A 24,594-nucleotide genomic window follows, 5' to 3' on the forward strand; every position below is an offset into this window, starting at 1 on the left:
TTTGGTTTTATCAATGATCAACCGAGCGCGGGATAGTCGGTATAGCCTTCTGCACCGCCGCCATAGAAGGTCGGCTGGTTCGGCTCATTCAGCGGTGCATCGTTCTTGAAGCGGCGCACCAGGTCCGGATTGGCGATGAAGGCCTTGCCGAAGGCCACAGCATCGACCTTGCCGCTTTCCACGGCTTCGATGGCGCTTGCACGGTCGTAGCCGTTATTGGCAATCCACAGGCCCTTGCCGCCGGCATTGCGATAAGCGCCCTTGAAGGCTGCGTAATCAAAGGGCTTGTCGCCCTGTTTGAAATCACGCGGGCCGCCGGTCGCACCCTCAACGACGTGGATGAAGGCGAGATTGCGCTTGCCGAGTTCAGCCGACACATAATTGTAGAGCGGCTGCGGGTCGGCCTCGAAAATATCGTTGGCAGGCGTGACGGGGGAGAGGCGGATACCTGTGCGGCCTGCACCGATTTCTTCCGTAACCGCATCCACCACTTCCAGAAGGAAGCGGGCGCGGTTCTCGATCGAGCCACCATAGTCGTCGGTGCGCTGGTTGGTGCTGGATTTCAGGAACTGCTCGATCAGATAACCATTGGCGGCATGGATTTCGACGCCGTCGAAACCAGCTTCCAGCGCGGCACGGGCGCCGCTGCGGTAATCTTCAAGGATGAGGCCGATATCGTCGATGGTGAGCGCGCGCGGTTCGGAGGTTTCCGCAAAAGCGCCGGTGCCGTCATCATTGATGATATAGGTCTTCGACTTGGCGGGGATGGCGGAAGGAGCGACCGGCTGGCCGCCATGCGGCTGCAGTGAGGTATGCGAAATGCGGCCCACATGCCAGATCTGCGCGACGATCTTACCGCCGGCCGAATGCACGCCGTCGGTGATCTTTTTCCAGCCCTCGACGGCTTCCTGCTTGTAGAGGCCCGGAACATCCGCATAGCCCTGTCCCTGCTGGGAAATCGGCGTGCCCTCTGTAACGATCAGCCCGGCTGTGGCGCGCTGCTCGTAATAGGTGGCGTTGAGGTTGTTGGGAATTGCGCCCGGCGAACGGTTGCGGGTCAGGGGAGCCATGACGATACGGTTGGCGAGTGCGATATCGCCGGCCTGTGCCGGTTCGAAAAGACTGGTCATGCGACTTCACTTTCTGGTCGGTTGGTGAAATTGCGCTTAAGGCGCGCTGTCTTTCGGTCTGGGTGCCGGACTGAAAACCGTTTGGTGGTTTCCGGTTCGGCACCCCAGGGCTCAAAGCTTGGGAGGCTCAGAGATTCGCGTGCAGATAATTGCGGAACGCGTCGATGGTTTCCTCGTTGCGTTCGAAAAACACCCATTGCCCGACCTTTTTCGACCTTATCAGGCCGGCTGCCTGCAACACCGCCAGATGCGACGAGACGGTGGATTGTGACAGGCCGCTGATCTGGAACTGGTTGGCGCACACACCCATGCTCAGCGGGTGGTCCTGACAGAAGTGACTTTCGGGGCTTTTCAGCCATTCAAGGAACTTCAGCCTTGCGGGGTGCGAAAGAGCTTTGAGGATTTCCTCCGGGTTCATCGGTATTTCTTCAATATCTGGCATGAACGATATTTATATCGATGATTTACGATATACAAATCACGTATCCGTGAGGCCTGTCAGGGTGGCGGGAGTGCTTCCCAAAAAAGAAGGCCGCTGGATGTCTCCGCGGCCTGATAAGTTTGAAGGTTAAAACCTCCAGAGGGGAACAGCTGTCTCGTGCCTTTTGGGAGCGTGACAGCCAACTAAAATATGGGAGCGCTAATAATGCAAAACAAGGTTGCATCGTGCGATATTTCGCCAAATTGGGGAAAATTCTTGCGGGTAAAAAAAGAGGGCCGCCGGATAGATCCAGGGCCCTTTAAGTGTGAAGGTCAAAAACCTCCAGAGGGGAACAGCTGATGCGGTGGAACTGGGAGGAAAAGCCACCGTGTGCATCAGCTGAGTGCGATATGATGCTTATTTGTGCACGAAACAACTCTTTTTTGTGCAGGTCAGGCATGCGCATGATGCAGGCCTCGATATTTCCGGTATATTTTATGTGCAATGCTGGTTGGCAAAAGGTCTGGCGCGCGACCGCGCCAGACAGATCAACCGTCTGAATTAGTATGATTTTTTATGGTGCTGGCCTATTTAAACGTCAGAAATTCCAGTTTCGGGCTTTTGCCACGACAAAGTCTCTGAAGGCTTTCAGTTTTGCTGCGTTTTTCATCTCGTCCGGGTAACAGAAGTAGGTATCGAACGAGGGAATATCTGCCGCGAGCGACAGCTGGATCAATCCCGGATCGCGGCCGACAATGTAATCCGGCAAACAGGCTATGCCTATTCCCAGCAGACAGGCGCGTTTGATCGAGGTCTGGCTGTTGATCTGCAGATGCGGAATGCGCGTGTTGTCCGAGGAGCGACCGGCATTTTCCAGCCAGTTGACATCAAGCAGGTAGTTGGGCGCCGGTTCACCGAACGAGATGATGCGGTGATTGTCTAAATCCTCGATCGACTGCGGTTCGCCGTGGCGATTGATGTAAGACGGCGCGGCATAGACGTGCATATGCACTGTAAACAGCTTGCGCTGGATAAGGTCCGATTGCTGCGGCTGGCGCAGGCGGATGGCGCAATCGGCGTGACGCATGTTCACGTCCAGCTCCTCATTGTCGAGGATGAGCTGGATCGACATTTCCGGATAGAGTTGCAGGAACTCCTGCACCTTGTCCGTCAGCCAGCCCTGGCCGAGACCAACCGTGGTCGTCACGCGCAGCTTGCCGCTCGGCTTCTCCGTCGTTTCGGTCAGCTGCATCTTCACCGTTTCGAGCTTCAGCAGCACGTCATGGGCGGTGCGGTACAGCAACTCGCCCTGCTCGGTAAGAATCAGACCGCGAGCGTGGCGATGGAACAGCTTGACGCCGACATCCTGCTCCAATGCGCTGACCTGACGGCTGATGGCCGACTGGGACAAATGCAGCTTGTCGGCAGCGTGGGTGAAAGACCCAGCTTCGGCTGCGGCATGAAAAATGCGCAGTTTATCCCAGTCCAATGGCATTGCCATGCCTATCCTGCCTTTCGGTTATTCCGCTGCAACCGCGAGCGGTTGTTGTGCGGTGAGATAGCGTTCTGCTTCCAGCGCCGCCATGCAGCCCATGCCGGCGGCGGTGATCGCCTGGCGGTAAATGTCGTCGGTGACGTCGCCGGCTGCGAAGATGCCTTCCACGTCGGTCGCCGTGGAATCGGGCGCGGTCCACATGTAGCCGTTGTCTTTCAGCTTCACCTTGCCCTTGAACAGTTCGACTGCCGGCGCGTGGCCGATGGCGACGAAGACACCGTCGATGGGCGTGTCGTTGACGACGCCGGTTCTGGTGTCACGCAGCCGCACACCCGAGACGGAGGGTGGCATGGGCGGCTTGGCGGGTGCGCCGGTGATTTCGGCGATTTCCGTGTTCCAGAGGATCTTGACGTTTTCCTTGGCGAACAAGCGTTCCTGCAGGATTTTTTCCGAGCGGAAGCTGTCGCGGCGGTGCACCACGGTCACAGACTTGGCGATATGGGCGAGATAGAGCGCTTCTTCCACGGCTGAGTTGCCGCCGCCGACCACGATCACGTCCTTGTTGCGATAGAAGAAGCCGTCGCAGGTGGCGCAGGCGGAAACGCCAAAACCCTGAAATTGCTGTTCGCTTTCGATGCCGAGCCACTTGGCCTTGGCGCCGGTGGCGATGATCAGCGTGTCGGCGGTCCAGACCTGACCGGAATCGGTCTTGACCACGAAAGGCCGGGTGGTGGTATCAACTTCGGTGACGAGGTCGCTGACGATTTCCGCGCCCACATGTGTGGCCTGCTTCAGCATCTGGTCCATCAGCCAAGGGCCTTGGATCGGATCGGCAAAGCCCGGATAGTTCTCCACATCGGTGGTGATCATCAGCTGGCCACCCTGTTCCATGCCGGCAATCAGCACGGGTTTCAGCATTGCGCGGGCCGCGTAGATGGCCGCCGTATAACCGGCGGGACCAGAGCCGATGATCAATACCTTGGTATGGCGGGCAGACATGGAAACAATCCTTTCAATAACGGGGTCTTTCGGTAAGGGGCCTTCCAGCCGCAGAGCGGCGGACGGGCCGCAACCCCTTCGTTGCCCGGTATTTAAGGTTGTCTAGTGTCTTTATTCAAGGGCAGCCTTGCGTTACCAACAAGGCAGTTGTGGATGCACACGCAATTTTGTGTCCGGCTGGCGGCATATTGTTGCGAATCCTGTACCGAATAGTACAAGGAAGTTCCCCTGATTAACGAGGAACCTCTCCGTGACCAGCGTCGACCTCGATGCCATCGATCTGAAAATCCTGCGCGAATTGCAGCGTGACGGGCGCATGACCAATGTGGAGCTGGCCGAAAGGGTCGGTATTTCCGCACCGCCCTGTCTCAGGCGCGTCCGCAAGCTGGAAGAAGCCGGCGTAATCGAGGGTTATCACGCCATGTTGAACGCGCCGAAGCTCGGTTTTGACCTCGTCGCCTTCTGCATGGTCGGCCTCAAGCGTCAGTCGGACAGCAATCTGAAGGCCTTTGCGGCGGCGACCGCTGGCTGGTCGCTGGTGCGCCAGGCGTGGATGGTGTCTGGCGAAAGTGATTTCCTGCTGCATTGCATCGCCAGAAACCTCACCGAGTTTCAGGATTTCGTCATCGAGGTTCTGACGGCGGACGAGAATGTCGATACGGTGCGCACGATGCTGACCATCCGTCAGGTCAAGCGCGTCGGTCTCGTGGAAATCTGAACGGCGGGCTTTGCAACTGCTTTGCTGAGCGTTATCCGCGCCGTAGCGCGTCATAGACCGCACCGAGACTTGTCGCCTCTTTTTCCAGCGGGAATGCGGTGCGCACATGCGCAAGCCCGGCGAGTGAATGGCTCTTGGCCAGAGCCGGATCGGCAAAATAGGGCTTTATCGCATCCCTGAGCGATTCATAGTCGCCCGCTTCGACCACCATGCCGGTCTTGCCCTTGACGATCATTTCCTCATAGGCGCCGGCATTGCTGGCAACGACTGATGTTTCCGAGGCCATGGCTTCCAGCGGCGTCAAGCCGAAACCCTCGTTGCGCGACGGCGCGACATAGAGCGTCAGCCGTCTGTACCAGGGTTTGATGTCATCAACTTCGCCCTGAAACACGATGCGGTCGGAAAGGCCGGCTGCCGCGACATCGGCCTGGAGCTTGTCACCAAAGGCCTTGTGTTCCGCCGTCACGCGGCCCGAAACCACGGCCGTCCATTCAGGGTGTGCGGGCAAAAGCTCGATCATGGCGCGCACGAAGAGATCGGTGCCCTTCTGGTGGCGCACGCGTCCGAAGCAGCCGATCAGATAGTGTCCCGGCAGACCGGTTGAGGCGATCGCGTCCTCGGGGCCTTCCGCCGGATGAAACAGATCGGTGTCGACGCCATGCATCACGACGCTATGTGGGACTTCCAGAAACGAGCCGGAACGGCCGCTGGTTGCGACCACCGCGTCCATCTTCGAAACCAGAAAGCGGGTATAGGCGGAATGTCGTCTTTGCGCTGCCGAGGTGAAGAGCAGCTTTATCTTCATGCGCAATACATCGCGCATGAAAATGCCCGGCAGCATTTCAAGATTGCGGCGGGCGTGCCAGATGCGGGGGCCGCCGAACGGCCCGTTTTGCCAGAGACGCCACAGATCGCGGAAACGCACATGCGGCAGATGTGGCGGCAGGCCGGGGCCGATGACGGCCACTTTCTGTCCCAGCCGGTTCTGCACAGGAATGAGCTGTACGATGGTGGAGGTAACGCCGGAGAGCCTGCGCTTGAAGTTCGGTGCAAGCACCTGCACATCTTTCAGACTGACGTGGGGCAAGATGAGCTTCCGTTGTTCCGGCTAATTGGCTTCAGCGCGTCAGAGCGCCATGCATCCGAGAGGATGCATGGCCTGCGAGAGCAATCAGCCCCACTGTACGGCGAGGATTTCGTAACCCTTGGCGCCGCCCGGTGCGTTGACTTCGATGCTGTCACCGACTTCCTTGCCGATGAGGGCGCGGGCAATCGGCGAGGAAATGGAAATGCGGCCAGCCTTCACATCGGCTTCCTGATCGCCGACGATCTGGTAGGTCTTTTCCTCGTCGCTATCCTCGTCCACCAGCTTGACGGTGGCGCCGAATTTGATCTTGGAGCCGGACATCTTGGAAAGGTCGATGACTTCCGCGCGCGCGGTCAGGTCTTCGAGTTCAGTGATGCGGCCTTCATTATGGCTCTGGGCTTCCTTGGCAGCGTGGTATTCGGCATTTTCCGAAAGGTCGCCATGGGCGCGCGCTTCCGCAATTGCCTCGATGATACGGGGACGCTCCTCCTGCTGGCGAACGCGCAGCTCCTCCTGCAGCTTGACGAATCCACCCTGAGTCATCGGTACTTTTTCTACCATTTTTTTATCCTTCGCATTCCGGTCGCTTTACTTGCAGACACAAAAAGAAACAGGTTCCGGAGAGGAACTCCGGAACCATGCCAAAATCAAAACTGAGCCGACTATATCAGAAGAGGACAGCGAAATGCCAGCAAATTTGAGCCGGTGAAATTTCCGCAATTATTCATTGGCTTAGTCGACATGATTGACATTTTTCAATAGAACATATAGTGAACATTATTATGAAGAAGTCAATCAGGCAACGGCTTGCCATTCTCTCCGACGCGGCGAAATATGACGCGTCCTGCGCCTCCAGCGGCACGACGAAACGCAACTCCGCAGTATCAGGCGGACTGGGTTCAACGGAGGGGTCGGGCATCTGCCATGCCTATGCGCCGGATGGGCGCTGCATCTCACTCCTGAAAATCCTGCTCACCAATTTCTGCATCTTTGATTGCGCCTATTGCATCAACCGCTCTTCCAGCAATGTCGAGCGGGCGCGGTTTACCGCCGAGGAGGTGGTGTGGCTGACGCTGGAGTTCTATCGGCGCAACTATATTGAGGGGCTGTTTTTGTCCTCCGGCATTATCCGCTCCTCGGATCATACGATGGAAGAGATGGTGCGCGTGGCGCGGGAACTGCGTGTTACGCATGGCTTTCGCGGTTATATCCATCTGAAATCGATCCCTGAAGCGTCGCCAAAGCTCATAGAGGAGGCGGGGCTCTACGCGGACCGGCTGTCGATCAATATCGAGTTGCCGACCGATAGCGGTATTGGTCGCTTCGCGCCGGAAAAGCAGCCTGCCAATATTCGCCGCTCCATGGCCGATATCCGTCTGAAGATCGAGGAGGCGGGCGAGCCGACGGTGCGGACGCGCCGGACCAAGCGCTTCGCGCCCGCCGGGCAGAGCACCCAGATGATCGTCGGGGCTGACGGCGCTGACGACAGCACCATCCTCTCCACCAGCGCCCGGCTTTATGGCAGTTATGGTCTGCGGCGCGTCTATTATTCGGCCTTCAGCCCCATTCCGGATTCCTCGAAAAACCTGCCGCTGATCAAGCCGCCCTTGATGCGTGAGCACAGGCTTTATCAGGCGGACTGGCTTTACCGTTTTTACGGTTTTGACATCGGCGAAATAACCGCGATCGGCGGCGATGGCATGCTCGATCTCGATATCGACCCAAAGCTGGCATGGGCGCTCAAAAATCGCGACCGTTTTCCGGTGGATGTGAATGCCGCGGATCGGGAAATGCTGCTGCGCGTGCCCGGTTTCGGCACCAAGACGGTCGCTTCCATCCTGTCATCACGGCGGTTTCGGCGGGTACGGCTGGAGGATGTTGCCCGTTTTGGGGTGTCCTTGAAAAAGGTGAAGGCCTTTATCGTCGCGGACGGCTGGACGCCGGGCAAACTGACGGAACGGCCGGATCTGCGGGCGATGTTTGCGCCGCAGCCCGAACAGTTGTCGCTGTTGTGATGTATGGCCCGGTTCTGGAAGGACGGGGCGATTTTGGCGAGTGGCGTGATGCGGCGCGTTCGGCGCTTGCCGCCGATGTGCCGCCGGAGGCGATTGACTGGCGGCTACGGGACGATGAGGCGGGACTGCTGGATTTTGCCGGTGCGCCGTTGCCGACGCCCAAGGCTGGTGAAACGCAGGTTTCCGTTCCGGCCGCCTTCGTGGCACTGGCGCAGGCGGTGATCTGTCACAGCGAGAAGGGCCGTTTCGCGCTGCTCTACCGGCTGCTGTGGCGGCTTAGGCAGGATCGGGCTCTGCTGCAGTTCAAGTCCGATCCGGATGTTTCACAAGCGCGATTGCTCGAAAAATCCGTCCGTCGTGACTGTCACAAGATGACAGCCTTCGTTCGTTTCAAGGAGTTACCCTTACCGCAGGGGCAGGGCGTGCGACGGCGCTTCGTCGCCTGGTTCGAGCCGGATCATTTCATTGTCGAGCGCGAGGCCCCGTTTTTCCAGCGGAGGTTCACTGACATGGACTGGCTGATCGCGACGCCGAAAGGCTTTGCGCGATGGGATGGAAGCGTGCTGCAAACATCGCGGAAGGCCGCCGCCAAACCCGATTTGACAGACGAGACGGACGATCTCTGGCGGACCTATTATGCCAATATATTCAATCCGGCCCGCCTGAAGATCAAGGCGATGACGGCGGAGATGCCGAAAAAATACTGGAAGAACCTGCCGGAAGCGGATCTCATTCCCGGCCTCATTCTGGGGGCGGAGGCGCGGGTGCTTGATATGGCGGCCAAGGCCGCAACCCAGCCGCAGCCGTTTCACCACCGCTTGCAAGCCGTTGCCGCCGCGGCACGGGAGGAGGCCCCGCGGGAGCCGGAGGATTCGCTTGGTTCCCTGAGGCGGCAGGCAAGCCAATGCACCCGGTGCCCACTGCATTGCAAGGCGACGCAAACTGTTTTTGGTGAGGGGCCGCAGGATGCGGATGTGATGATCGTCGGCGAGCAGCCTGGCGATCACGAAGATCTTGCCGGAAAACCTTTCCTCGGCCCTGCTGGTCAGCTCTTTGACCGGACGCTCGGCGAGATCGGCGTGGATCGCAGGCGGCTTTACGTCACCAATGCCGTCAAGCATTTCAAATATGAAACACGTGGCAAGCGGCGTATTCACCAGCGGCCGGATGCGGGTGAGGTGCAGCAATGTCGCTGGTGGTTGAACCAGGAAATTGCACTGGTGCAGCCGAAGCTCATCGTTGCCATGGGCGCGACGGCGCTTTATGCGCTGACCGGTGGCAAGGAGAAAGTCACCGACGTTCGGAGCCGCCCTCTTCCCATGCAAGAAGGGCGAACGCTGTTTGTCACGGTGCATCCATCCTATCTGCTGCGCCTGCCGGATGCGCGGGCGAAAGAGGCGGAAATTCTGCTCTTCAAAAAGGATATGGAGTTTATAAGACTATTCGAATAGATTGTTTTATTAATTTATGAATATATTGTATTATTCTTTTACTTTTATGAATATAATTTACTATTTTTTGGTTCGGTATTTTTATTGAAATTTTATACTTATCGACGATAATTGAATCGGTTTTATTTGTTTATTGCGTGGACATATCATGTTGGGTGAACTCGACCTCACGACAGTCATACTGATGCAAAAATGCTCTTATATTGTGGGATTGCTAAGTTTCATCTATCTTAAGTTGTCAAATCGTGGATTGCGTGGCCCGGTTGCTCTTGCCGCCGGCTTTGCAGCCATGACTATTGGCTCCACACTCGCCGGTTACGGCGAATGGGGGATAATGTCACCGGCTCTATCGCAGCTCGGCAGTGTCGTTTTCGGCATTATCGGTTATGCGCTGATCTGGCTCGGTCTGAAAGTTTTGAGCGACGGACGCCCTGTGGGCCGGCGGACGGTGGTCGCCCTCTGTCTTGTCGCGCTGCTGGCGATTGTCGTCGCGCTGCAGGTGGCTGAAAACAATGCGTATCGTGCGGCTCTTTTCAATGGTTGCGCGGCTCTCGCCTATCTTGCGGGCGCGGGTGGGCTTTTCGCCAGGTGGAGCAAGGAGCGGCTTCTCTCCCGTCTGGCGCTCGGCGCAATCACCGGCATTTCTGGTCTGATTTCGCTATCCGTGGTGAAAAGCATATTCTTCCCGGACTATGCCACCATCAATCTGGTCAATGCGTTTTTCTTCATCATCATGTTGAACTTCGCCATCGCGCTGTTCGTGATGATGCTGGTAGCCGAGCGGTCCGAACGGAAATTGCTGGTTCTCGCCAACACCGATCCGCTGACCGGCGTCAAGAACCGCCGGTTCTTTTTCCAGGCCATGCCTGCGGCACCCGATCCCGCGGATGCGGCCATGCTGCTCGATATCGATCACTTCAAATCGATCAACGACCGTTTTGGCCATGCCGTCGGCGATAGCGTCCTTCAGGAAGTGGCAAAACGCATCGGCGGCAGCATACGCGGCGGCGATGTGCTGGCGCGTTACGGTGGTGAGGAGTTCATCATCTTTCTGCCGGGTGCGGGTGGTCAGAAAGCCTCTGTTATCGGCGAGCGTATTCGCAATGCGGTTGCGGTCAATGACGTCGATTGTGGCGGGCTGCGCGTCGGCGTAACGATCAGCATTGGCGTCGCGACCACCGGCGAAATGCGATGCGACCTCCAGACGCTGGCGGAAATGGCAGATCGCGCCCTCTACCGCGCCAAGAGCGAAGGGCGCAACTGCGTGCGCGAGGCGCTGGCGGCCTAGCCTCGCGGCTCGTTCACTTCATCCGCTGCGGCGCGATGGTGCAGGGCTTCCTTGAGCAAAATTTCGATCTGGGCATTGATACTGCGCAATTCGCCGCTGGCGGTGTTCCTGATCACGTTCAATATTGCGGGTTCGATCCGCAGCGGAAAAGCCACCCGTTCCGGTCCCGGCGGACGTCCTGCCATAGCTTCAGTCCCGCAAGGTTTCGGTGTTGATCATCGGGGTTGTGTCGATAGGCGCGGAAATGCCGGCGATCATGCGGGCAAGCGCATATCCGCCTGTGGCCGGCGACGGTGTTTCGGCAATGGATAAGGGCATCACGGACCTCACGTGGGAATGATGCGTTTTTGATACCGGAAATGGATTGCAGGGGGATTACGCAATGCGAAACGCCGCAGATCTTGCGATCTGCGGCGTTTCGGTTTCATTCAGTATTCAATCCGCGGATTTCTCGCGCAGGCTGCTTACTGGAAATAGCTCTGCAGCGGCTTCACTTCGAGATTGCCGGCCTTCAGTGCCTTGATGGCAAGGGCGGCGGCTTCTGCGCCGGCCATCGTCGTGTAGTAGGGCACCTTCTGCATCAGCGTCGCGCGGCGCAGCGACTTGCTGTCCGAAATCGCCTTGTTGCTGTCGGTGGTGTTGATGACGAGCTGAACCTGACGGTTGCGGATGGCGTCTTCGATATGCGGACGGCCTTCCTGCACCTTGTTGATCTTTTCGGCGTTGATGCCCTGTTCGGCAAGGAAACGCTGGGTGCCGCCGGTTGCGAGCACCCTGAAACCGCTTTCCACCAGAATGCGGATGGCGGGCAGAACCCGATCCTTGTCGTCGTCACGCACCGAAACGAACACCGTGCCAGAACGCGGCAGATCGACGCCGGCACCGAGCTGGCTCTTGGCGAAGGCCAGTGCGAAATCCGTGTCAAGGCCGATGACTTCACCCGTCGAGCGCATTTCTGGTCCAAGCAGAATATCGACGCCGGGGAAGCGGGCGAAGGGGAAGACGGCTTCCTTGACGGCAATGTGCTTCAGGTTGCGCGGATCGGGCTTCTCGCCATAGGCGGCAATCGCCGCATCGAGCTTCTCGCCGGCCATGACGCGGGCGGCGATCTTGGCGATCGGCGCGCCGATGGTTTTTGCCACGAACGGCACGGTGCGCGAGGCGCGCGGATTGACTTCGAGAACGTAGATCGTGCCGTCCTTGATGGCGTATTGGACGTTCATCAGGCCGCCGACATTCAGCGCCTTGGCAAGCGCGGTCGTCTGGCGCTCCAGTTCGTCAAGGGTTTCCTTGCTCAGCGACCGCGACGGCAGCGAGCAGGCACTATCGCCCGAATGGATGCCGGCTTCCTCGATATGTTCCATGATGCCGGAAACGAACACCGTTTCCCCGTCGCACAGCGCATCCACATCCACTTCGACGGCGTTGGTCAGGTAGCTGTCGAACAGAAGCGGGTTCTTGCCGAGCAGGGTGTTGATCTGGCCGGTCTTGTCGTTGGGGTAACGCTGCTTGATGTCTTCAGGGACGAGACCCGGAACCGTGTCGAGCAGGTAGGTCTGGAGCTGGCCTTCCGAATGGATGATCTGCATGGCGCGGCCACCCAGAACGTAGGACGGGCGCACGACCAGCGGGAAGCCGATTTCCGAGGCGACGAGGCGGGCCTGCTCGACCGAATAGGCGATGCCGTTGTTCGGCTGGGCGAGATCGAGCTTCATCAGCAACTTCTGGAAGCGGTCGCGGTCTTCGGCGAGGTCGATCATGTCAGGCGCGGTACCGAGGATCGGGATGCCGTTCTTCTCCAGCGCTTCGGCGAGCTTCAGCGGGGTCTGGCCGCCGAACTGCACGATGACGCCGACGAGTTCGCCCTTTTCCTGTTCCGCGCGCAGGATCTCGATCACGTCTTCGGCCGTCAGCGGTTCGAAATAGAGGCGATCGGAGGTGTCGTAATCGGTGGACACCGTTTCCGGGTTGCAGTTGATCATGATCGCTTCGAAACCGGCATCCTTCAGCGCGAAGGCGGCGTGGCAGCAGCAATAGTCGAACTCGATGCCCTGGCCGATACGGTTCGGACCACCGCCGAGGATGACGACTTTCTTGCGGTCGGAAACATGCGCTTCCGAGCGGGCAGCGCCGACGAAGGGCGTTTCGTAGGTCGAATACATATAGGCGGTGGGCGAGGCGAATTCGGCGGCGCAGGTGTCGATGCGCTTGAAGACCGGGCGAACGTTAAGGCTGTTGCGCAGTTCGGCCACTTCCTTCGGGCGCTTGCCCGTCAGAATAGCAAGGCGGGCGTCGGAGAAGCCCATGGCTTTCAGCATGCGCAGGTTTTCGGCATCCTGCGGCAGGCCGTGCTCGCGGATGCGGGCTTCCATATCGACGATTGCCTTGATCTCAGCGATGAACCACGGGTCGATCTTCGAGTTTTCGTGGACTTCCTCTTCGGTCATGCCCGTGCGCAGCGCCTGTGCGACCATGCGCAGGCGATCCGGCGTCGGCGTGCCGATGGCGGCGCGGATGGCGTTCTTGGAGCCTTCGCCTTCCTCAAAGCCGGGGATTTCGATCTCGTCGAGACCGGTCAGGCCGGTTTCCATGCCGCGCAGCGCCTTTTGCAGCGATTCGGGGAAGGTGCGGCCGATGGCCATGACTTCACCGACCGACTTCATGGCGGTGGTGAGGATCGGCGAAGCGCCGGGGAATTTCTCGAAAGCGAAACGCGGGATCTTGGTGACGACGTAGTCGATGGACGGTTCGAACGAGGCGGGCGTCGCGCCGCCGGTGATGTCGTTTTCCAGTTCGTCCAGCGTGTAGCCGATGGCGAGCTTGGCGGCGATCTTGGCGATGGGGAAGCCGGTCGCCTTGGACGCCAGCGCCGAGGAGCGCGAGACGCGCGGGTTCATTTCGATGACGACGAGGCGGCCGTCCTTGGGGTTGACGGCGAACTGCACGTTCGAGCCGCCGGTTTCCACGCCGATCTCGCGCAGCACCGCAATCGAGGCGTTGCGCATGATCTGGTATTCCTTGTCCGTCAGCGTCAGCGCCGGCGCAACGGTGATACTGTCGCCCGTGTGGACGCCCATCGGATCGATGTTTTCGATGGAGCAGATGATGATGCAATTGTCCGCGGTGTCGCGGACCACTTCCATCTCATATTCCTTCCAGCCGAGCACCGATTCCTCGACCAGCACTTCGGTGGTCGGCGAGGCATCGAGACCGCCCGAGACGATATCGAAGAATTCCGAGCGGTTATAGGCAATGCCGCCGCCGGTGCCGCCGAGCGTGAAGGATGGGCGGATGATGGCGGGCAGGCCGACATGGTCTATGGCCTGGGCGGCAATGGCAATTGCATGCGCCATGTAGCGCTGCTTGCGGTCGGTCTCGCCAAGATTCCACTGGTTTTCGAGATCGTCCAGCGCCTTGTCGAGTTCCGGGCCGGAAAGCTTTGCCTTCAGCTCAGCGCGCGCCGCCTCATGGGTCTTGCGGTCGGCGTCCTTGATTTCGGTGGCGTTGGCCAGCATCGATTTCGGCGTTTCAAGGCCGATACGCATCATCGCCTCGCGGAAGAGCGCACGGTCTTCGGCCATGTCGATGGCTTCGGGCTTTGCGCCGATCATTTCCACATTGTAGCGGTCGAGAACGCCCATGCGCTTCAGGGAAAGCGCGGTGTTGAGCGCGGTCTGGCCGCCCATGGTCGGCAAAAGCGCGTCCGGACGCTCCTTGGCGATGATCTTGGCCACGACTTCCGGCGTGATTGGCTCGACATAGGTTGCGTCGGCAAGGCCCGGATCGGTCATGATCGTCGCCGGGTTGGAGTTCACCAGAATAACCCGGTAACCCTCTTCCTTCAGCGCCTTACAGGCCTGGGTGCCGGAATAGTCGAATTCACATGCCTGACCGATGACAATCGGTCCTGCGCCAATGATGAGGATGGACTTGATATCTTGGCGCTTCGGCATGGCTCTCTCGTTCCGCGTTTTGGTTGCGCAAAACACCAGCCAGGGTGAAGGATCACCGGCCGGGGCGCGCAATTCAAAGTTTTCAGGCTAGAAGCGGCTTATAGGCAAATGTTTTTGAGAACGGAACCCCATAAATTCCGGAATCGACAGAAACTCTTAACGGTTAGGGCCATGGGCGGAGAAACGGGCCTGTACCGCGGCATTATAGGAGCGGCTGACGGGAATTTCCGTGCCGTCCCCTGTTATGAGATGCAGACGGCCTGCATGTTTGCGCAGTGAGGCGACGTCTGCGTCTGCAATCCAGTGGGACCGGTGTACCTGCAAGCCCTGCGTAGCGCCAATTTCCTTCATGGCGTCGGCAAAACGCAGCAGAACCAGTTGACGTCCTCTGGTCGTCACCACCTCGGTGTAATGATCCTCCACGGACAGCCGCAGCAGTTCTCCACGCTTTTGCGGGGGTAGCCGCTCCAGCAGCGTTGCGGTGTTTGTCTCCTTGCGACCGGCATCATCATGTGTCTCGGCCGTCGTCTGGAGAGACTGACGGGCGGTGAGATAACTCAGCAGACAAAAGATCGCGCAGAGCGGCAGGGCGGTGAGGCTGCTTTTAAGAATGGAGAGGACGCCGAGTTGCTTGTCGTAAAAGGTGTGGTTCGTAAGGCCGAGCAACAAACCGATCGGCAAAGACGCTAGCAGCGAGCCGATCATCATTCGCGCCAGCATGCTTTTTATACGAGCTGCAAGGATGGCATTGGCGACAATGGAGAAGACTATGGCGATTGCCCAAGCCCCAGTCTGAACGATGGTCCAGTAAAGCAGCCGGTCGGCGAAGCTCATGGTTTCGCTCGTTCCGAAAGGTCCGGTCAGGATGAAGATCGCCAGTATCGCAAGGAATGTCAGCCACAGCCTGCGGGACTGCAGGATGGCGTGCATTTCACGAAGCGTGGATTGCAGATAGGGGTGATCCACGAAGTTTTCCTGCGATTGACGCCAATCCATTTTTCTTTCGTGCATGTTTTGCCGAAATTGCCGGTGATTTCAACCGGGCCAGACAGGAAAGCCATGTCACTCCAGCCTTTGCTAAACGCACCGCTTGCCGTGCAATTTCATGTCTTCACTGTCGTTCCCGCCGCCCTTCTCGGAGCCTTCGTCTTTCTGCGACCCAAGGGCACCGCCATCCACCGGCTGCTGGGCAAGATCTGGGTGGCGCTGATGGTCATGACATCAATTTCAACCTTCTTCATCCATGAACTCAGGATGTTTTATGGTTTCAGCCCGATCCACCTGCTGTCCATCTTCACCATATATGGCTGTCTGCAATCGGTCTATTTTGCGCGCCGTGGCGATATCAGACGCCATATGCGCATCATGCAAAGCGTTTATCTCGGCGGTATCGTGATTGCCGGCGGCTTCACCTTCGTTCCGGGACGTATCATGTATGAGGTTGTTTTCGCTGACGGTAAGGCGGGTTTTGCGACCCTTTCCGCCGGCATTTTCGTTTTTGCCGTCCTGCTTCTGACCGTCATCAAGCAAAGAAGGAGAACAGTCTGAGCGGGCCAAGCTTTCTTCCGGAACAAGATGTATTATAGTGCCGTTATAAGGCAGCTTGTTGAGGCGATGTTCGCCGGGAGAATAGTATGGAATGGAGAGGGCGTCGCCAGTCGGACAATATCGAGGACCGGCGCGGCATGTCGGCGGGTTCGGGGCCATCCGGCAACGATCCCTTTTCCCGAGGCGGGATGCGCGTGCCGATCGGGCGTCGCGGCGGTGGTCTTGGTATCGGCGGTATTCTGGTCATCCTCCTGATCAGCTGGGTGCTTGGAATCAATCCGCTGACGCTGCTTTCAGGCGGCGATATTTCACTGGATGGCGGTGGCACGACACAGCAGCAATCCGGAACCCAGCAGTCCGGCACGCGTCCGCAGGGCCAATCGTCCGATGAGACGACGGCTTTCGTGCGCACGGTGCTGGCCGAGACCGAAGATACGTGGAGCGGCATTTTCCAGTCCGCCGGCGAGACCTATCAGAAACCGACGCTGGTGCTGTTTTCGGGCCAGGTATCGTCTGCCTGCGGTTCTGCTTCGGCGGCCAGCGGTCCGTTTTATTGCCCGGGTGACCGCAAGGTCTATCTCGACACCAGTTTCTTCAATGAACTGGACAAGCGTTTCGGCGCTTCCGGCGATTTCGCGCAGGCTTACGTGATTGCGCATGAAGTGGGCCATCACGTCCAGAACCTGACCGGCGTTCTGCCGGAATTCAACCGTCGCCGTCAGTCCATGAGCCAGGCGGACGCCAACAAGATGTCGGTGCGTGTGGAGCTTCAAGCCGATTGTTATGCCGGTATCTGGGGCAAGTTCACCGAGCAGAAGGGCATTCTGGAAACCGGCGACCTCGAGGAAGCGCTCAATGCCGCCCACCAGATCGGTGACGACACGTTGCAGAAACAGACGCAAGGATATGTGGTGCCTGATAGTTTCAACCACGGCACCTCGGCGCAGCGCATGGAATGGTTCAAGCGCGGTTTCCAGAACGGCCGTGTCGAAGATTGCGACACCTTCTCGGCGAATATCTGAGACTTAAACAGGTGAGGGGGCTTTTCAGCCCCCTTTTTATTTAGCGCATCAAAAGCGCCACGGCATACATGCCCAGCGCAAAGACCGTGTGGGCCACGAGGTTGAGAATACGAACCTTGGTGGGATTCGGCGTTTTCGATGCCGCCCAGCCGATGCCAAGACCCGGCTGCAGCAGGAACCAGCCCGCGCCGACCGTGACGATGCCGACGATCCATGGCTGGATGAAGGACGGGTTCACAAACCAGGCAGCCGGCACCACCAGCGCCAGAATGATGCCGTAGAGGATGCCAACGGCGTAGTGCGAAATCCAGCCGAGCGCCAGTTCATGCTCGTAAGGTGCGGCCGTGGCGATGCTATCGTGAAATATTGTGCCCTTCGGCACATGCCAGAACCAGCGACCAACCGGCGCCCAGTTCGGCGCTGACTGGCCGAAAAACCGGTGCAGCACAATCGCCCATATATCCATAAACACCGTGCCGCCAATGCCCATGGCAATGCCGCGCCAAATCAGTTCCAGCATAAATCCCTCCGCAAATCATGATCGATCAAGCTCTAGCGGATCGTGTGAGTGGCGGGAACCGGCTATTATGAGGGTGGACAAAAAAATGGCCGGATCGCTCCGGCCATTTTGATTGTAGGCTTTTCCGTTTTTGGCCTTCAGGCCGCACGCCCATATTCCGCCTGCCGCCGGGTTGCCGTGGCGAGCTGGAATTGGGCCAGCAGATCGTTGAGCGCTGCCGCTTCCGAAGCCAAACCATGGCTTGCCGCTGTCTGTTCTTCGACCATGGCGGCATTCTGCTGTGTGCCCTGATCGATGGTGTTGATGGCCGTGTTGATTTCCTGAAGCCCGGTGGACTGTTCGCGCGACGACGTCACGATGGCGTCTATGTGGCGATTGATCTCCTGCACTTCGCGCACGATGGTTTCCAGTGCCTTGCCGGCATTGCCGACGAGATCGACGCCGGATTGCACCTGCGAGGTCGAGGCGTTGATCAGCGTCTTGATCGCTTTTGCCGCATTGGCGGAGCGCTGGGCGAGCTCGCGGACTTCCTGCGCGACGACGGCAAAACCCTTGCCGGCCTCACCGGCACGGGCAGCTTCCACGCCGGCATTCAGCGCAAGCAGGTTGGTCTGGAAGGCGATCTCATCGATCACGCCAATGATATTGCTGATCTCCGACGATGATTTTTCGATGCCTTCCATGGCGCGAACGGCGTCGCCGACGATGACACCGGACTGTTCCGCATTGTTGCGCGTGCGGTCCACCAGACGGCCGACTTCTTCTGCCCGGCGGGCGGAATCCTTGACCGTCGTGGTGATTTCCTCGAGTGCTGCCGCCGTCTCTTCCACGGAAGCCGCCTGCTGTTCGGTGCGCCGCGCCAGATCGTCGGCGGACTGGCGGATTTCGCCAGCCCCGGCGTCGATTGCCAGCGCGTTCTGGCCGACGGTGCTGAGCGCGACGTTCAGCTTGGCGACGGAATTGTTGAAATCGTCGCGAAGGCGGTCGATGCGGCTCACGAACGGCGTGTCGATACGGTAATTGAGATCACCGTTCGAAAGATGCGTCAGACCCTTGGCCAGCGAGTCGACTGCGAACTGGATGTCCGCCGCGTCTTTTGCCGTCAGTCTTTCACGGTCGCTGCGCTCCTGTTCGGAAAGCGTGCGGTTCTGTTCCGCGTCACCTTCGAGGCGCAGACGCTCCATGGCGTTCGATCTGAAAACGGCAACCGCTGCCGCCATCGAGCCGATCTGGTCGCTGCGTTCCTGGCCGGGAATGGCGACATCGAGATTGCCGGCCGCAAGGCCTTCCATGGCCGAGGTCATCTGTGTGACGGGGCGGACGATGAAACGGGAGAGCACGGTTGCAAGCAGCATGATCATGATTGCAGCGGCAAGAACCGTGGCAATTGTCGCCGCCAGCCGGAATTGGCCGATTGCGCTGTAGGCGACATCGGAATCGACGACGAAGCCGAGATACCAGTCGACCGAAGGCAGGCCGGCAACCGGGATGAAGCTGGTGATCTTGCCCTTGCCGTCAATTTCGGTCTGGGAAATTGCCGAGGAAATTGTCGGTGTGTTGACCTTGAAAAGATCGGTCAGCGGCTTGTCGACGAATTTCGGATCGGGATGAATAAGGATCTTGCCATCCTTGCTGACGAGGAAGGCATAACCGTCCGTGCCGGCATCCACCGACTTGATCATCGTCACCAGTGATTCCAGCGAGAAATCGCTTCCTGTTACGCCGGCCAGTTTGCCGTCGATGGAGACCGGAATAGCGGCAGTGATGATGAGACCACCGGTCGATGCGTCGTTGTAGGGTTCGGTCAACACCGGCTTGCCGGCTTTCACCGCATCCAGATACCAGGGGCGCTTGCGCGGATCATAACCTTCCGGCAGCGATGTTTTCGGGAATGTCGTGAAGACGCCGTTTTCGGCATTGCCGAAATAGGTAGACATGAATTGTGCGGTCAGCACGTCGTTCTGCAGGAATTGCACCTTGGCATCATCGTCGGAAAGCTTGGAGAGCGTTTTCGCCACCGTGTCGGTGAGCATGATGCGGCCGTTCAGCCAGTTGGCGATGCTCTGCGCGGCCTGTTTGCCGGACGAGTCGATGTTTTCTGCCACCGCTTCCGTCGTGACCCGGTGCTGAAGACTATCGATATAGAAAGAAAAGCCCGCAAAGGCGGCGACGACCAATGATGACGCCGCAAACAGAATGCGCGTCATGAGGTTGGATTTTTTTGGCAAGCTACACGTCCTTGAAACCAGATGTACCCGGTCGGGTCATCTTGGAGAATGGGGGGAAAGACATGCCTCTAAGGCGGGAATATTCTGCGTCATGCAGCTTATGATTTAAAAGAACTACGCGATGTTCTAATAGGTAAAGTGAAATGGTAAAATTCGACTAAATTTGTTTTGGTTCATGCCGTTTCAGTTGGTGCGGGCAGGCTTTGTAATTCTGCGTAAATTTTGATCATTGGGCTGCAAAGGTTGCGTGCAGGAAGGGAATATTTTATTCATCACCCTGCTGCCGTTGCGCAATTCGCGGGCAATGGCCAAAATTCAGGTGAATTACAATGTCTTCGTCGGTTGTTGCAGAAACCGTTCCCTCCGGATCGGGGTCGTGGCTTTCGCATTTCAAGGCTACGCTTGCGCTTGGAATTCCGCTTATCGGTGCGCAGCTCGCACAGCTTGGCATCCATACGACTGATATGGTCATCGTGGGCCAGCTGGGGGCTGAAAAGCTGGCGGCCATGGTGCTGGCCGGGCAGTTCTTCTTCGTCGTCTTTATTTTTGGCTCGGGATTTTCCGTGGCCGTGGTGCCGATGGTGGCGCAGGCTTACGGGCAGGGCGATGCGACGGCGGCCCGCCGTTCGCTGCGCATGGGCATGTGGGTGGCGATTGCCTACTGGGTGCTTGCCCTGCCGATATTCGTCAATGCCGAGCGAATTCTGGTCTATCTTGGGCAAAACCCCGAAGTTTCGGCGCTGACCGGCCATTATCTCGCCATCGCCAAGTTCGGCCTCCTGCCGGCGCTACTTTTTTACGTGCTGCGCGGACTTGTCAGCGCCATCGGTCGTGCAGGCATCATTCTTTACGTCACCATCATCATGCTGGTGATGAACGGTTTGATGGCTTATGCGCTCGTGTTCGGCCATTTCGGCCTGCCGGTAATGGGCATGAATGGCGCTGCCGTCGTTGCCGTCATCGTTAATGCCTTCAGCTTCATCTTCATCGTTGCCTATGTGCAGACGCGTGAGGAGACGAAGAAATACGAGCTTTTCGTGCGTTTCTGGCGGCCGGACTGGCATGCGCTGTTCGAAGTGCTGCGTCTCGGGCTGCCGATCAGCATCACCATCCTTGCCGAAGTGACGCTGTTTGCCGCCGCATCGATCCTGATGGGGCAGATCGGCACCGTGCAGCTTGCGGCACATGGCATTGCCCTGCAGCTTGCCTCCATCGCCTTCATGATCCCGCTCGGCCTGTCACAGGCGGCAACCGTGCGCGTGGGCATCGCCCGCGGTCAGGGCGATTTCAAAAACCTCATTCGCGCATCGATCATGATCTACGCCATTGCCTGCGGCATTGCCCTTTGCGGCGGCATCCTGTTTGCGGTCGTTCCGGACTTTCTGGCGAAATGGTTCCTCGATCCAAAATTGCCGGAAGCGGCGGAAGTGCTCGCTTATGCCAGCAGTCTCGTGGTGATCGCCGGCGTCTTCCAGCTGGTGGATGGTATTCAGGCCGTGACGGCGGGGCTGCTGCGCGGGCTGAAGGATGCGCGTATTCCAGCGATGCTGGCGCTGATTTCCTATTGGCCGATCGGCCTGGCGCTTGCCTGGACCATGGCCTTCCCGCTCGGTTTTGGCGGGCGCGGCGTCTGGTTCGGTTTCGTGATCGGCCTTTCGACGGCGGCTGTTCTGCTCACCATACGTTTCGTCATTCTGGTGAAGCGCGAAATGCAAACGGCCCGCTGATAGCGGGCCGCATATTCTTACCGGATATTCTGAAAGTCTATCAGCGCTCGGCGAGCGCTGCCTCACCTTGTCTCTCGCGTAGCAAGTTGACGAAGCGGCGGAAGAGGTAGTGGCTGTCCTGCGGGCCGGGCGATGCTTCCGGGTGATGCTGGACGGAGAAGACCGGCTTGCCGATAATGCGCAGGCCGCAATTGGTGCCATCGAACAGCGACGTGTGGGTTTCCTCGATGCCTTCAGGCAGCGACTTGGCGTCGACTGCAAAGCCGTGGTTCATCGAGACGATTTCCACCTTGCCTGTCGTGAAGTCCTTGACCGGGTGGTTTGCGCCGTGGTGACCCTGATGCATCTTTTCGGTTTTCGCGCCGACGGCGAGACCGAGCATCTGGTGGCCGAGGCAGATGCCGAAGATCGGCAGGTCGCTGTTGATGAGGTTCTGGATGACCGGAACGGCATATTCGCCTGTCGCGGCCGGGTCTCCCGGACCGTTGGAGAGGAACACGCCATCCGGCTTCAGCGCCAGAATGTCTTCCGCCGATGTCTGGGCCGGAACCACCGTCACCTTGCAATCGAGACCGGCGAAGAGGCGCAGGATGTTGCGCTTGACGCCGAAATCCACGCAAACAACGTGGTACTTCGCATCGGCTTCGCCGAGCGAACCATAACCCTTGTTCCAGACCCACGGCGTTTCCGTCCAGGTCGAAGACTGGCCGGAGGTGGCTTCGATGGCGAGGTCGAGGCCGACGAGGCCGCTCCATGCCCTGGCTTCCGACTTCAGCGCTTCAATGTCGAAGACGCCGTTCGGATCATGGGCGATGACCGCGTTCGGTGCTCCGTTTTCGCGGATCCATGCGGTTAGCGCGCGCGTATCGATGCCGCAAAGACCGATGACGCCGCGGGCCTTCAGCCAGGCATCCAGATGCTTGACGGCGCGGAAGTTCGACGGTTCGGTGATGTCGGCCTTGAAGATGACGCCGACGGCGCCGCGGCGGGCGGCGGGTGTCAGGTCTTCGATGTCTTCTTCATTGGTGCCGACATTGCCGATATGCGGGAAGGTGAAGGTGACGATCTGGCCGAGATAGGACGGGTCGGTGAGGATTTCCTCGTAACCTGTCAGCGCCGTGTTGAAGCAGACTTCGGCCTGAACCTTGCCGGTTGCGCCGATGCCTGTTCCCTCGATCACCGTGCCATCGGCAAGAACAAGCATTGCGGTGGGTTTGCGGGTAGTCCAGGGCGCTGTCTCGGTCATCTCGTTCCGTTTCTGCCGCTTCGCACCCCGCCTCTTGAAAGGCAGGGGGTAAGGGGCCATTTTTGTCGCAGGCTTCGTGACATAAAGGGGCGCGCGAAAAACTCGCGTTCCGACCCTTCGTTAAAATCTCGTGCAGGTGCCGGAAAATAACGAAAGCAGCCCAAGCGGTCAACCGCAGGCTCAAGATTTACGCGGATTTAAGATGCCGTGGATTCAAGGGCTTATGCAATTGATTTGCTTGAGCGTAGTTGCTCGTTTATGTCGTTGCGAAAAATAAGGTGGAAAGTTTGCCTATCGCGAAGCTGCGGAATGGGCTTTCCCAAGGAGAAGAAAAATGCTGCGCGACACGTTCGCAAATACTTTGAAAGATGCGCTGAAGGCTCGTGATGCCCGACGTACATCGACCGTGCGTCTCATTCAGGCGGCCATCAAGGATCGCGATATCGCCAATCGCGGCGTGGGAAAAGACCCCGTCAGCGAAGAAGATATCATGCAGATCCTGACCAAGATGGTGAAGCAGCGCGAAGAGTCGGCCGCCATCTATGAAGGCGCCAGCCGACCCGAGCTTGCCGCGCAGGAGCGCGAGGAAATCGTCATCATCAAGGAATTCATGCCGGAAGAAATCCCGGCCGAAAAGGTGCGCGAACTGTGCCAGGCCGTCATCAGCGAGACCGGCGCCTCCGGCCTGCGTGACATGGGCAAATGCATGAATGCGCTGAAGGAACGCTATCCCGGCCAGATCGACTTCGCCAAGGCCTCTGGCGTCGTCAAGGATTTGCTGAAGTAGGTTTCCGCCACTTGAGAGAAGTAAAGGCAGGGTAGCCGGAGCTACCCTGCCTTTTTTCTGCCGACGAAGATGCATTCCGGCGGATCAAAATGCTCTTCCGCGCAGGCTTTTTTCGGGGGACGTGCCTGCGGGCGTCGGCAGATTTATGGGAATGTTCAAGCACTGCCTTTGACTGTGCTTTGTTTTTACATCGTCGCGATGGGCCGCTCAAATTACAAAAACATAATTTTTGGTGATGTTGCACTGCCATAAATTTGCCTGAAGCCAGCGCAATGGCGGCCGGCCGTCTTCAACCCGGCCGCTTTTTTTGCTCATTCACATAGTGGCGCAGCACCGCATTCATGCGGGTTTGATAGCCTTTGCCAGTAGATTTGAAGAAGTCCACGACATCCTGATCGACGCGGATCGAAATCGATTGCTTGGGGGTGGGGAAAACCACTTCGGCCTTTGACCAGTCGATGTCTTCAAAGCCGGCCCAGTCCGGATCGTCGCGCGTGGCGCGGTCGATATCTTCGTCGGTCATGGCGTCGATGCGGGCCAAATCGGTGCGATCTTCACCTCTGGCGATCTTTTCCCGGATCTCATCCAGAGAATATCTGACGATACGTTCTTCGCTCATTTTTCCTTGTCGCTCTTGCCGATATGATCCGGCAGACCTCGCCCCGCATCGTATAGATGATTGCGATGAGATCGTCTGTTTCCGGGCATATCGCCAGAATACGACACTCCCCGTTTTGATCGGAGCGACTTTCCAGATGGGGTTGTGAAAGTGCTCTTGCCGCCCTTGGAAAGTCGATGCCGTGCTTCTCGATGTTGCTCAGTCGCTTGTTTTCATCCCATTCAAAGGAAATGAAGTTTTTCGTCACCACATCCATGAGTTACCTATCGCTGTTTTCAGCTCATAGGCACTTATGCATCGCGCGTGTATATGCGTTCGTATATGCGCCTGTATATACACT

23 protein-coding genes are annotated in these 24,594 nt (G+C 58.3%); 8 read left to right on the forward strand and 15 right to left on the reverse strand.

The window, feature by feature from the left end:
* Positions 1-17: 17 nt before the first annotated feature.
* The 4 genes from DXT96_RS12025 to trxB all read right to left on the reverse strand — a co-directional run bounded on the left by DXT96_RS12025 (position 18) and on the right by trxB (position 4,045).
* Complete coding sequence (locus DXT96_RS12025; RefSeq protein WP_153514992.1) at positions 18-1,130, reverse strand: alkene reductase; 1,113 nt, start codon at positions 1,128-1,130, stop codon at positions 18-20.
* Positions 1,131-1,257: 127 nt separating this feature from the next.
* Positions 1,258-1,548, reverse strand: coding sequence for a helix-turn-helix transcriptional regulator (locus tag DXT96_RS12030; RefSeq protein ID WP_149900079.1), 291 nt, complete (start codon positions 1,546-1,548; stop codon positions 1,258-1,260).
* 601 nt (positions 1,549-2,149) lie between these two features.
* Positions 2,150-3,046, reverse strand: a complete 897-nt coding sequence (locus DXT96_RS12035; protein WP_003513405.1) for a LysR family transcriptional regulator VtlR — start codon at positions 3,044-3,046, stop codon at positions 2,150-2,152.
* Positions 3,047-3,070: 24 nt separating this feature from the next.
* Positions 3,071-4,045: a thioredoxin-disulfide reductase gene (gene trxB / locus DXT96_RS12040; RefSeq protein WP_153514993.1), complete on the reverse strand. Its 975-nt coding sequence runs from the start codon at positions 4,043-4,045 to the stop codon at positions 3,071-3,073.
* A 250-nt stretch (positions 4,046-4,295) separates the two neighbouring features.
* Here trxB and DXT96_RS12045 point away from each other — a divergent pair, with 250 nt between their 5' ends.
* Positions 4,296-4,763: an Lrp/AsnC family transcriptional regulator gene (locus tag DXT96_RS12045; protein WP_149900081.1), complete on the forward strand. Its 468-nt coding sequence runs from the start codon at positions 4,296-4,298 to the stop codon at positions 4,761-4,763.
* Positions 4,764-4,794: 31 nt separating this feature from the next.
* On the opposite strand, the gene DXT96_RS12050 is transcribed toward DXT96_RS12045, so the two are convergent.
* Entirely contained in the window at positions 4,795-5,850 is a 1,056-nt protein-coding gene (locus tag DXT96_RS12050; RefSeq protein WP_153514994.1) for a glycosyltransferase family 4 protein, read from the reverse strand.
* A gap of 84 nt (positions 5,851-5,934) precedes the next feature.
* Complete coding sequence (greA, locus tag DXT96_RS12055) at positions 5,935-6,411, reverse strand: transcription elongation factor GreA (RefSeq protein WP_149900083.1); 477 nt, start codon at positions 6,409-6,411, stop codon at positions 5,935-5,937.
* A 221-nt stretch (positions 6,412-6,632) separates the two neighbouring features.
* Between greA and DXT96_RS12060 the strand changes: the two genes are divergently transcribed.
* The 3 genes from DXT96_RS12060 (at position 6,633) to DXT96_RS12070 (ending at position 10,604) form a co-directional block, all read left to right on the forward strand.
* The gene (locus tag DXT96_RS12060) at positions 6,633-7,865 is read left to right on the forward strand and encodes a putative DNA modification/repair radical SAM protein (RefSeq protein ID WP_153514995.1); all 1,233 of its coding nucleotides are present in this window, start codon (positions 6,633-6,635) and stop codon (positions 7,863-7,865) included.
* Entirely contained in the window at positions 7,865-9,316 is a 1,452-nt protein-coding gene (locus DXT96_RS12065; RefSeq protein WP_153514996.1) for a UdgX family uracil-DNA binding protein, read from the forward strand. The genes DXT96_RS12060 and DXT96_RS12065 overlap by 1 nt, the downstream gene beginning before the upstream one ends.
* A 148-nt stretch (positions 9,317-9,464) precedes the next feature.
* The gene (locus DXT96_RS12070; protein ID WP_153514997.1) at positions 9,465-10,604 is read left to right on the forward strand and encodes a GGDEF domain-containing protein; all 1,140 of its coding nucleotides are present in this window, start codon (positions 9,465-9,467) and stop codon (positions 10,602-10,604) included.
* On the opposite strand, the gene DXT96_RS12075 is transcribed toward DXT96_RS12070, so the two are convergent.
* The 4 genes from DXT96_RS12075 to DXT96_RS12085 all read right to left on the reverse strand — a co-directional run bounded on the left by DXT96_RS12075 (position 10,601) and on the right by DXT96_RS12085 (position 15,568).
* Entirely contained in the window at positions 10,601-10,789 is a 189-nt protein-coding gene (locus tag DXT96_RS12075; RefSeq protein ID WP_153514998.1) for a hypothetical protein, read from the reverse strand. The two genes, DXT96_RS12070 and DXT96_RS12075, sit on opposite strands and share 4 nt — an antisense overlap.
* Before the next feature lie 4 nt (positions 10,790-10,793).
* On the reverse strand, positions 10,794-10,922 hold the full coding sequence (locus DXT96_RS27320; RefSeq protein ID WP_256368011.1) for a hypothetical protein: 129 nt from the start codon (positions 10,920-10,922) through the stop codon (positions 10,794-10,796).
* 146 nt (positions 10,923-11,068) lie between these two features.
* Positions 11,069-14,557, reverse strand: coding sequence for a carbamoyl-phosphate synthase large subunit (gene carB / locus DXT96_RS12080; RefSeq protein ID WP_153514999.1), 3,489 nt, complete (start codon positions 14,555-14,557; stop codon positions 11,069-11,071).
* 156 nt (positions 14,558-14,713) lie between these two features.
* Positions 14,714-15,568: a LytTR family DNA-binding domain-containing protein gene (locus DXT96_RS12085; protein WP_153515000.1), complete on the reverse strand. Its 855-nt coding sequence runs from the start codon at positions 15,566-15,568 to the stop codon at positions 14,714-14,716.
* A gap of 48 nt (positions 15,569-15,616) precedes the next feature.
* Between DXT96_RS12085 and DXT96_RS12090 the strand changes: the two genes are divergently transcribed.
* Both DXT96_RS12090 and DXT96_RS12095 read left to right on the forward strand, forming a co-directional pair.
* Positions 15,617-16,105 (forward strand): DUF2306 domain-containing protein, encoded by a 489-nt coding sequence (locus DXT96_RS12090; RefSeq protein ID WP_153515001.1) that lies wholly within the window; start codon positions 15,617-15,619, stop codon positions 16,103-16,105.
* Positions 16,106-16,191: 86 nt separating this feature from the next.
* Positions 16,192-17,127, forward strand: a complete 936-nt coding sequence (locus DXT96_RS12095; RefSeq protein ID WP_153515002.1) for a neutral zinc metallopeptidase — start codon at positions 16,192-16,194, stop codon at positions 17,125-17,127.
* A gap of 40 nt (positions 17,128-17,167) precedes the next feature.
* On the opposite strand, the gene DXT96_RS12100 is transcribed toward DXT96_RS12095, so the two are convergent.
* Together DXT96_RS12100 and DXT96_RS12105 are read right to left on the reverse strand one after the other, a co-directional pair.
* A complete protein-coding gene (locus DXT96_RS12100) occupies positions 17,168-17,647 on the reverse strand; it encodes a DUF2938 domain-containing protein (protein WP_153515003.1) in 480 nt (159 codons plus the stop codon).
* A 137-nt stretch (positions 17,648-17,784) separates the two neighbouring features.
* Positions 17,785-19,875: a methyl-accepting chemotaxis protein gene (locus tag DXT96_RS12105; protein WP_153515004.1), complete on the reverse strand. Its 2,091-nt coding sequence runs from the start codon at positions 19,873-19,875 to the stop codon at positions 17,785-17,787.
* A gap of 329 nt (positions 19,876-20,204) precedes the next feature.
* Here DXT96_RS12105 and DXT96_RS12110 point away from each other — a divergent pair, with 329 nt between their 5' ends.
* Entirely contained in the window at positions 20,205-21,602 is a 1,398-nt protein-coding gene (locus DXT96_RS12110; protein ID WP_153515005.1) for an MATE family efflux transporter, read from the forward strand.
* Positions 21,603-21,642: 40 nt separating this feature from the next.
* On the opposite strand, the gene carA is transcribed toward DXT96_RS12110, so the two are convergent.
* The gene (gene carA, locus DXT96_RS12115) at positions 21,643-22,848 is read right to left on the reverse strand and encodes a glutamine-hydrolyzing carbamoyl-phosphate synthase small subunit (protein ID WP_153515006.1); all 1,206 of its coding nucleotides are present in this window, start codon (positions 22,846-22,848) and stop codon (positions 21,643-21,645) included.
* Positions 22,849-23,182: 334 nt separating this feature from the next.
* Between carA and DXT96_RS12120 the strand changes: the two genes are divergently transcribed.
* Entirely contained in the window at positions 23,183-23,635 is a 453-nt protein-coding gene (locus DXT96_RS12120) for a GatB/YqeY domain-containing protein (protein ID WP_153515007.1), read from the forward strand.
* A 289-nt stretch (positions 23,636-23,924) separates the two neighbouring features.
* Here DXT96_RS12120 and DXT96_RS12125 read toward each other — a convergent pair whose 3' ends face one another.
* Both DXT96_RS12125 and DXT96_RS12130 read right to left on the reverse strand, forming a co-directional pair.
* Positions 23,925-24,254, reverse strand: coding sequence for a BrnA antitoxin family protein (locus tag DXT96_RS12125; protein WP_149900097.1), 330 nt, complete (start codon positions 24,252-24,254; stop codon positions 23,925-23,927).
* Positions 24,217-24,510: a BrnT family toxin gene (locus DXT96_RS12130; RefSeq protein WP_153515008.1), complete on the reverse strand. Its 294-nt coding sequence runs from the start codon at positions 24,508-24,510 to the stop codon at positions 24,217-24,219. Before DXT96_RS12130 ends, DXT96_RS12125 begins: the two co-directional genes overlap by 38 nt.
* Positions 24,511-24,594: the final 84 nt, after the last annotated feature.

Origin of the sequence: Agrobacterium sp. ICMP 6402 (genome assembly GCF_009498615.1) — a bacterium.
Classification (GTDB): Bacteria; Pseudomonadota; Alphaproteobacteria; order Rhizobiales; family Rhizobiaceae; genus Agrobacterium; species Agrobacterium burrii.

Excerpts from the sequence above, each read along its gene's own strand:
- carA (WP_153515006.1), bottom strand. The coding sequence starts at position 22,848 with ATGACCGAGACAGCGCCCTGGACTACCCGCAAACCCACCGCAATGCTT.
- trxB (WP_153514993.1), bottom strand. The coding sequence starts at position 4,045 with ATGTCTGCCCGCCATACCAAGGTATTGATCATCGGCTCTGGTCCCGCC.
- DXT96_RS12085 (WP_153515000.1), bottom strand. The coding sequence starts at position 15,568 with ATGCACGAAAGAAAAATGGATTGGCGTCAATCGCAGGAAAACTTCGTG.
- DXT96_RS12125 (WP_149900097.1), bottom strand. The coding sequence starts at position 24,254 with ATGAGCGAAGAACGTATCGTCAGATATTCTCTGGATGAGATCCGGGAA.
- DXT96_RS12030 (WP_149900079.1), bottom strand. The coding sequence starts at position 1,548 with ATGAACCCGGAGGAAATCCTCAAAGCTCTTTCGCACCCCGCAAGGCTG.
- DXT96_RS12130 (WP_153515008.1), bottom strand. The coding sequence starts at position 24,510 with ATGGATGTGGTGACGAAAAACTTCATTTCCTTTGAATGGGATGAAAAC.
- DXT96_RS12090 (WP_153515001.1), top strand. The coding sequence starts at position 15,617 with ATGTCACTCCAGCCTTTGCTAAACGCACCGCTTGCCGTGCAATTTCAT.
- DXT96_RS12065 (WP_153514996.1), top strand. The coding sequence starts at position 7,865 with ATGTATGGCCCGGTTCTGGAAGGACGGGGCGATTTTGGCGAGTGGCGT.
- DXT96_RS12100 (WP_153515003.1), bottom strand. The coding sequence starts at position 17,647 with ATGCTGGAACTGATTTGGCGCGGCATTGCCATGGGCATTGGCGGCACG.
- DXT96_RS12095 (WP_153515002.1), top strand. The coding sequence starts at position 16,192 with ATGGAATGGAGAGGGCGTCGCCAGTCGGACAATATCGAGGACCGGCGC.
- DXT96_RS12120 (WP_153515007.1), top strand. The coding sequence starts at position 23,183 with ATGCTGCGCGACACGTTCGCAAATACTTTGAAAGATGCGCTGAAGGCT.
- carB (WP_153514999.1), bottom strand. The coding sequence starts at position 14,557 with ATGCCGAAGCGCCAAGATATCAAGTCCATCCTCATCATTGGCGCAGGA.
- greA (WP_149900083.1), bottom strand. The coding sequence starts at position 6,411 with ATGGTAGAAAAAGTACCGATGACTCAGGGTGGATTCGTCAAGCTGCAG.
- DXT96_RS12110 (WP_153515005.1), top strand. The coding sequence starts at position 20,205 with ATGTCTTCGTCGGTTGTTGCAGAAACCGTTCCCTCCGGATCGGGGTCG.
- DXT96_RS12070 (WP_153514997.1), top strand. The coding sequence starts at position 9,465 with ATGTTGGGTGAACTCGACCTCACGACAGTCATACTGATGCAAAAATGC.
- DXT96_RS12075 (WP_153514998.1), bottom strand. The coding sequence starts at position 10,789 with ATGGCAGGACGTCCGCCGGGACCGGAACGGGTGGCTTTTCCGCTGCGG.
- DXT96_RS12025 (WP_153514992.1), bottom strand. The coding sequence starts at position 1,130 with ATGACCAGTCTTTTCGAACCGGCACAGGCCGGCGATATCGCACTCGCC.
- DXT96_RS12060 (WP_153514995.1), top strand. The coding sequence starts at position 6,633 with ATGAAGAAGTCAATCAGGCAACGGCTTGCCATTCTCTCCGACGCGGCG.
- DXT96_RS27320 (WP_256368011.1), bottom strand. The coding sequence starts at position 10,922 with ATGCCCTTATCCATTGCCGAAACACCGTCGCCGGCCACAGGCGGATAT.
- DXT96_RS12035 (WP_003513405.1), bottom strand. The coding sequence starts at position 3,046 with ATGCCATTGGACTGGGATAAACTGCGCATTTTTCATGCCGCAGCCGAA.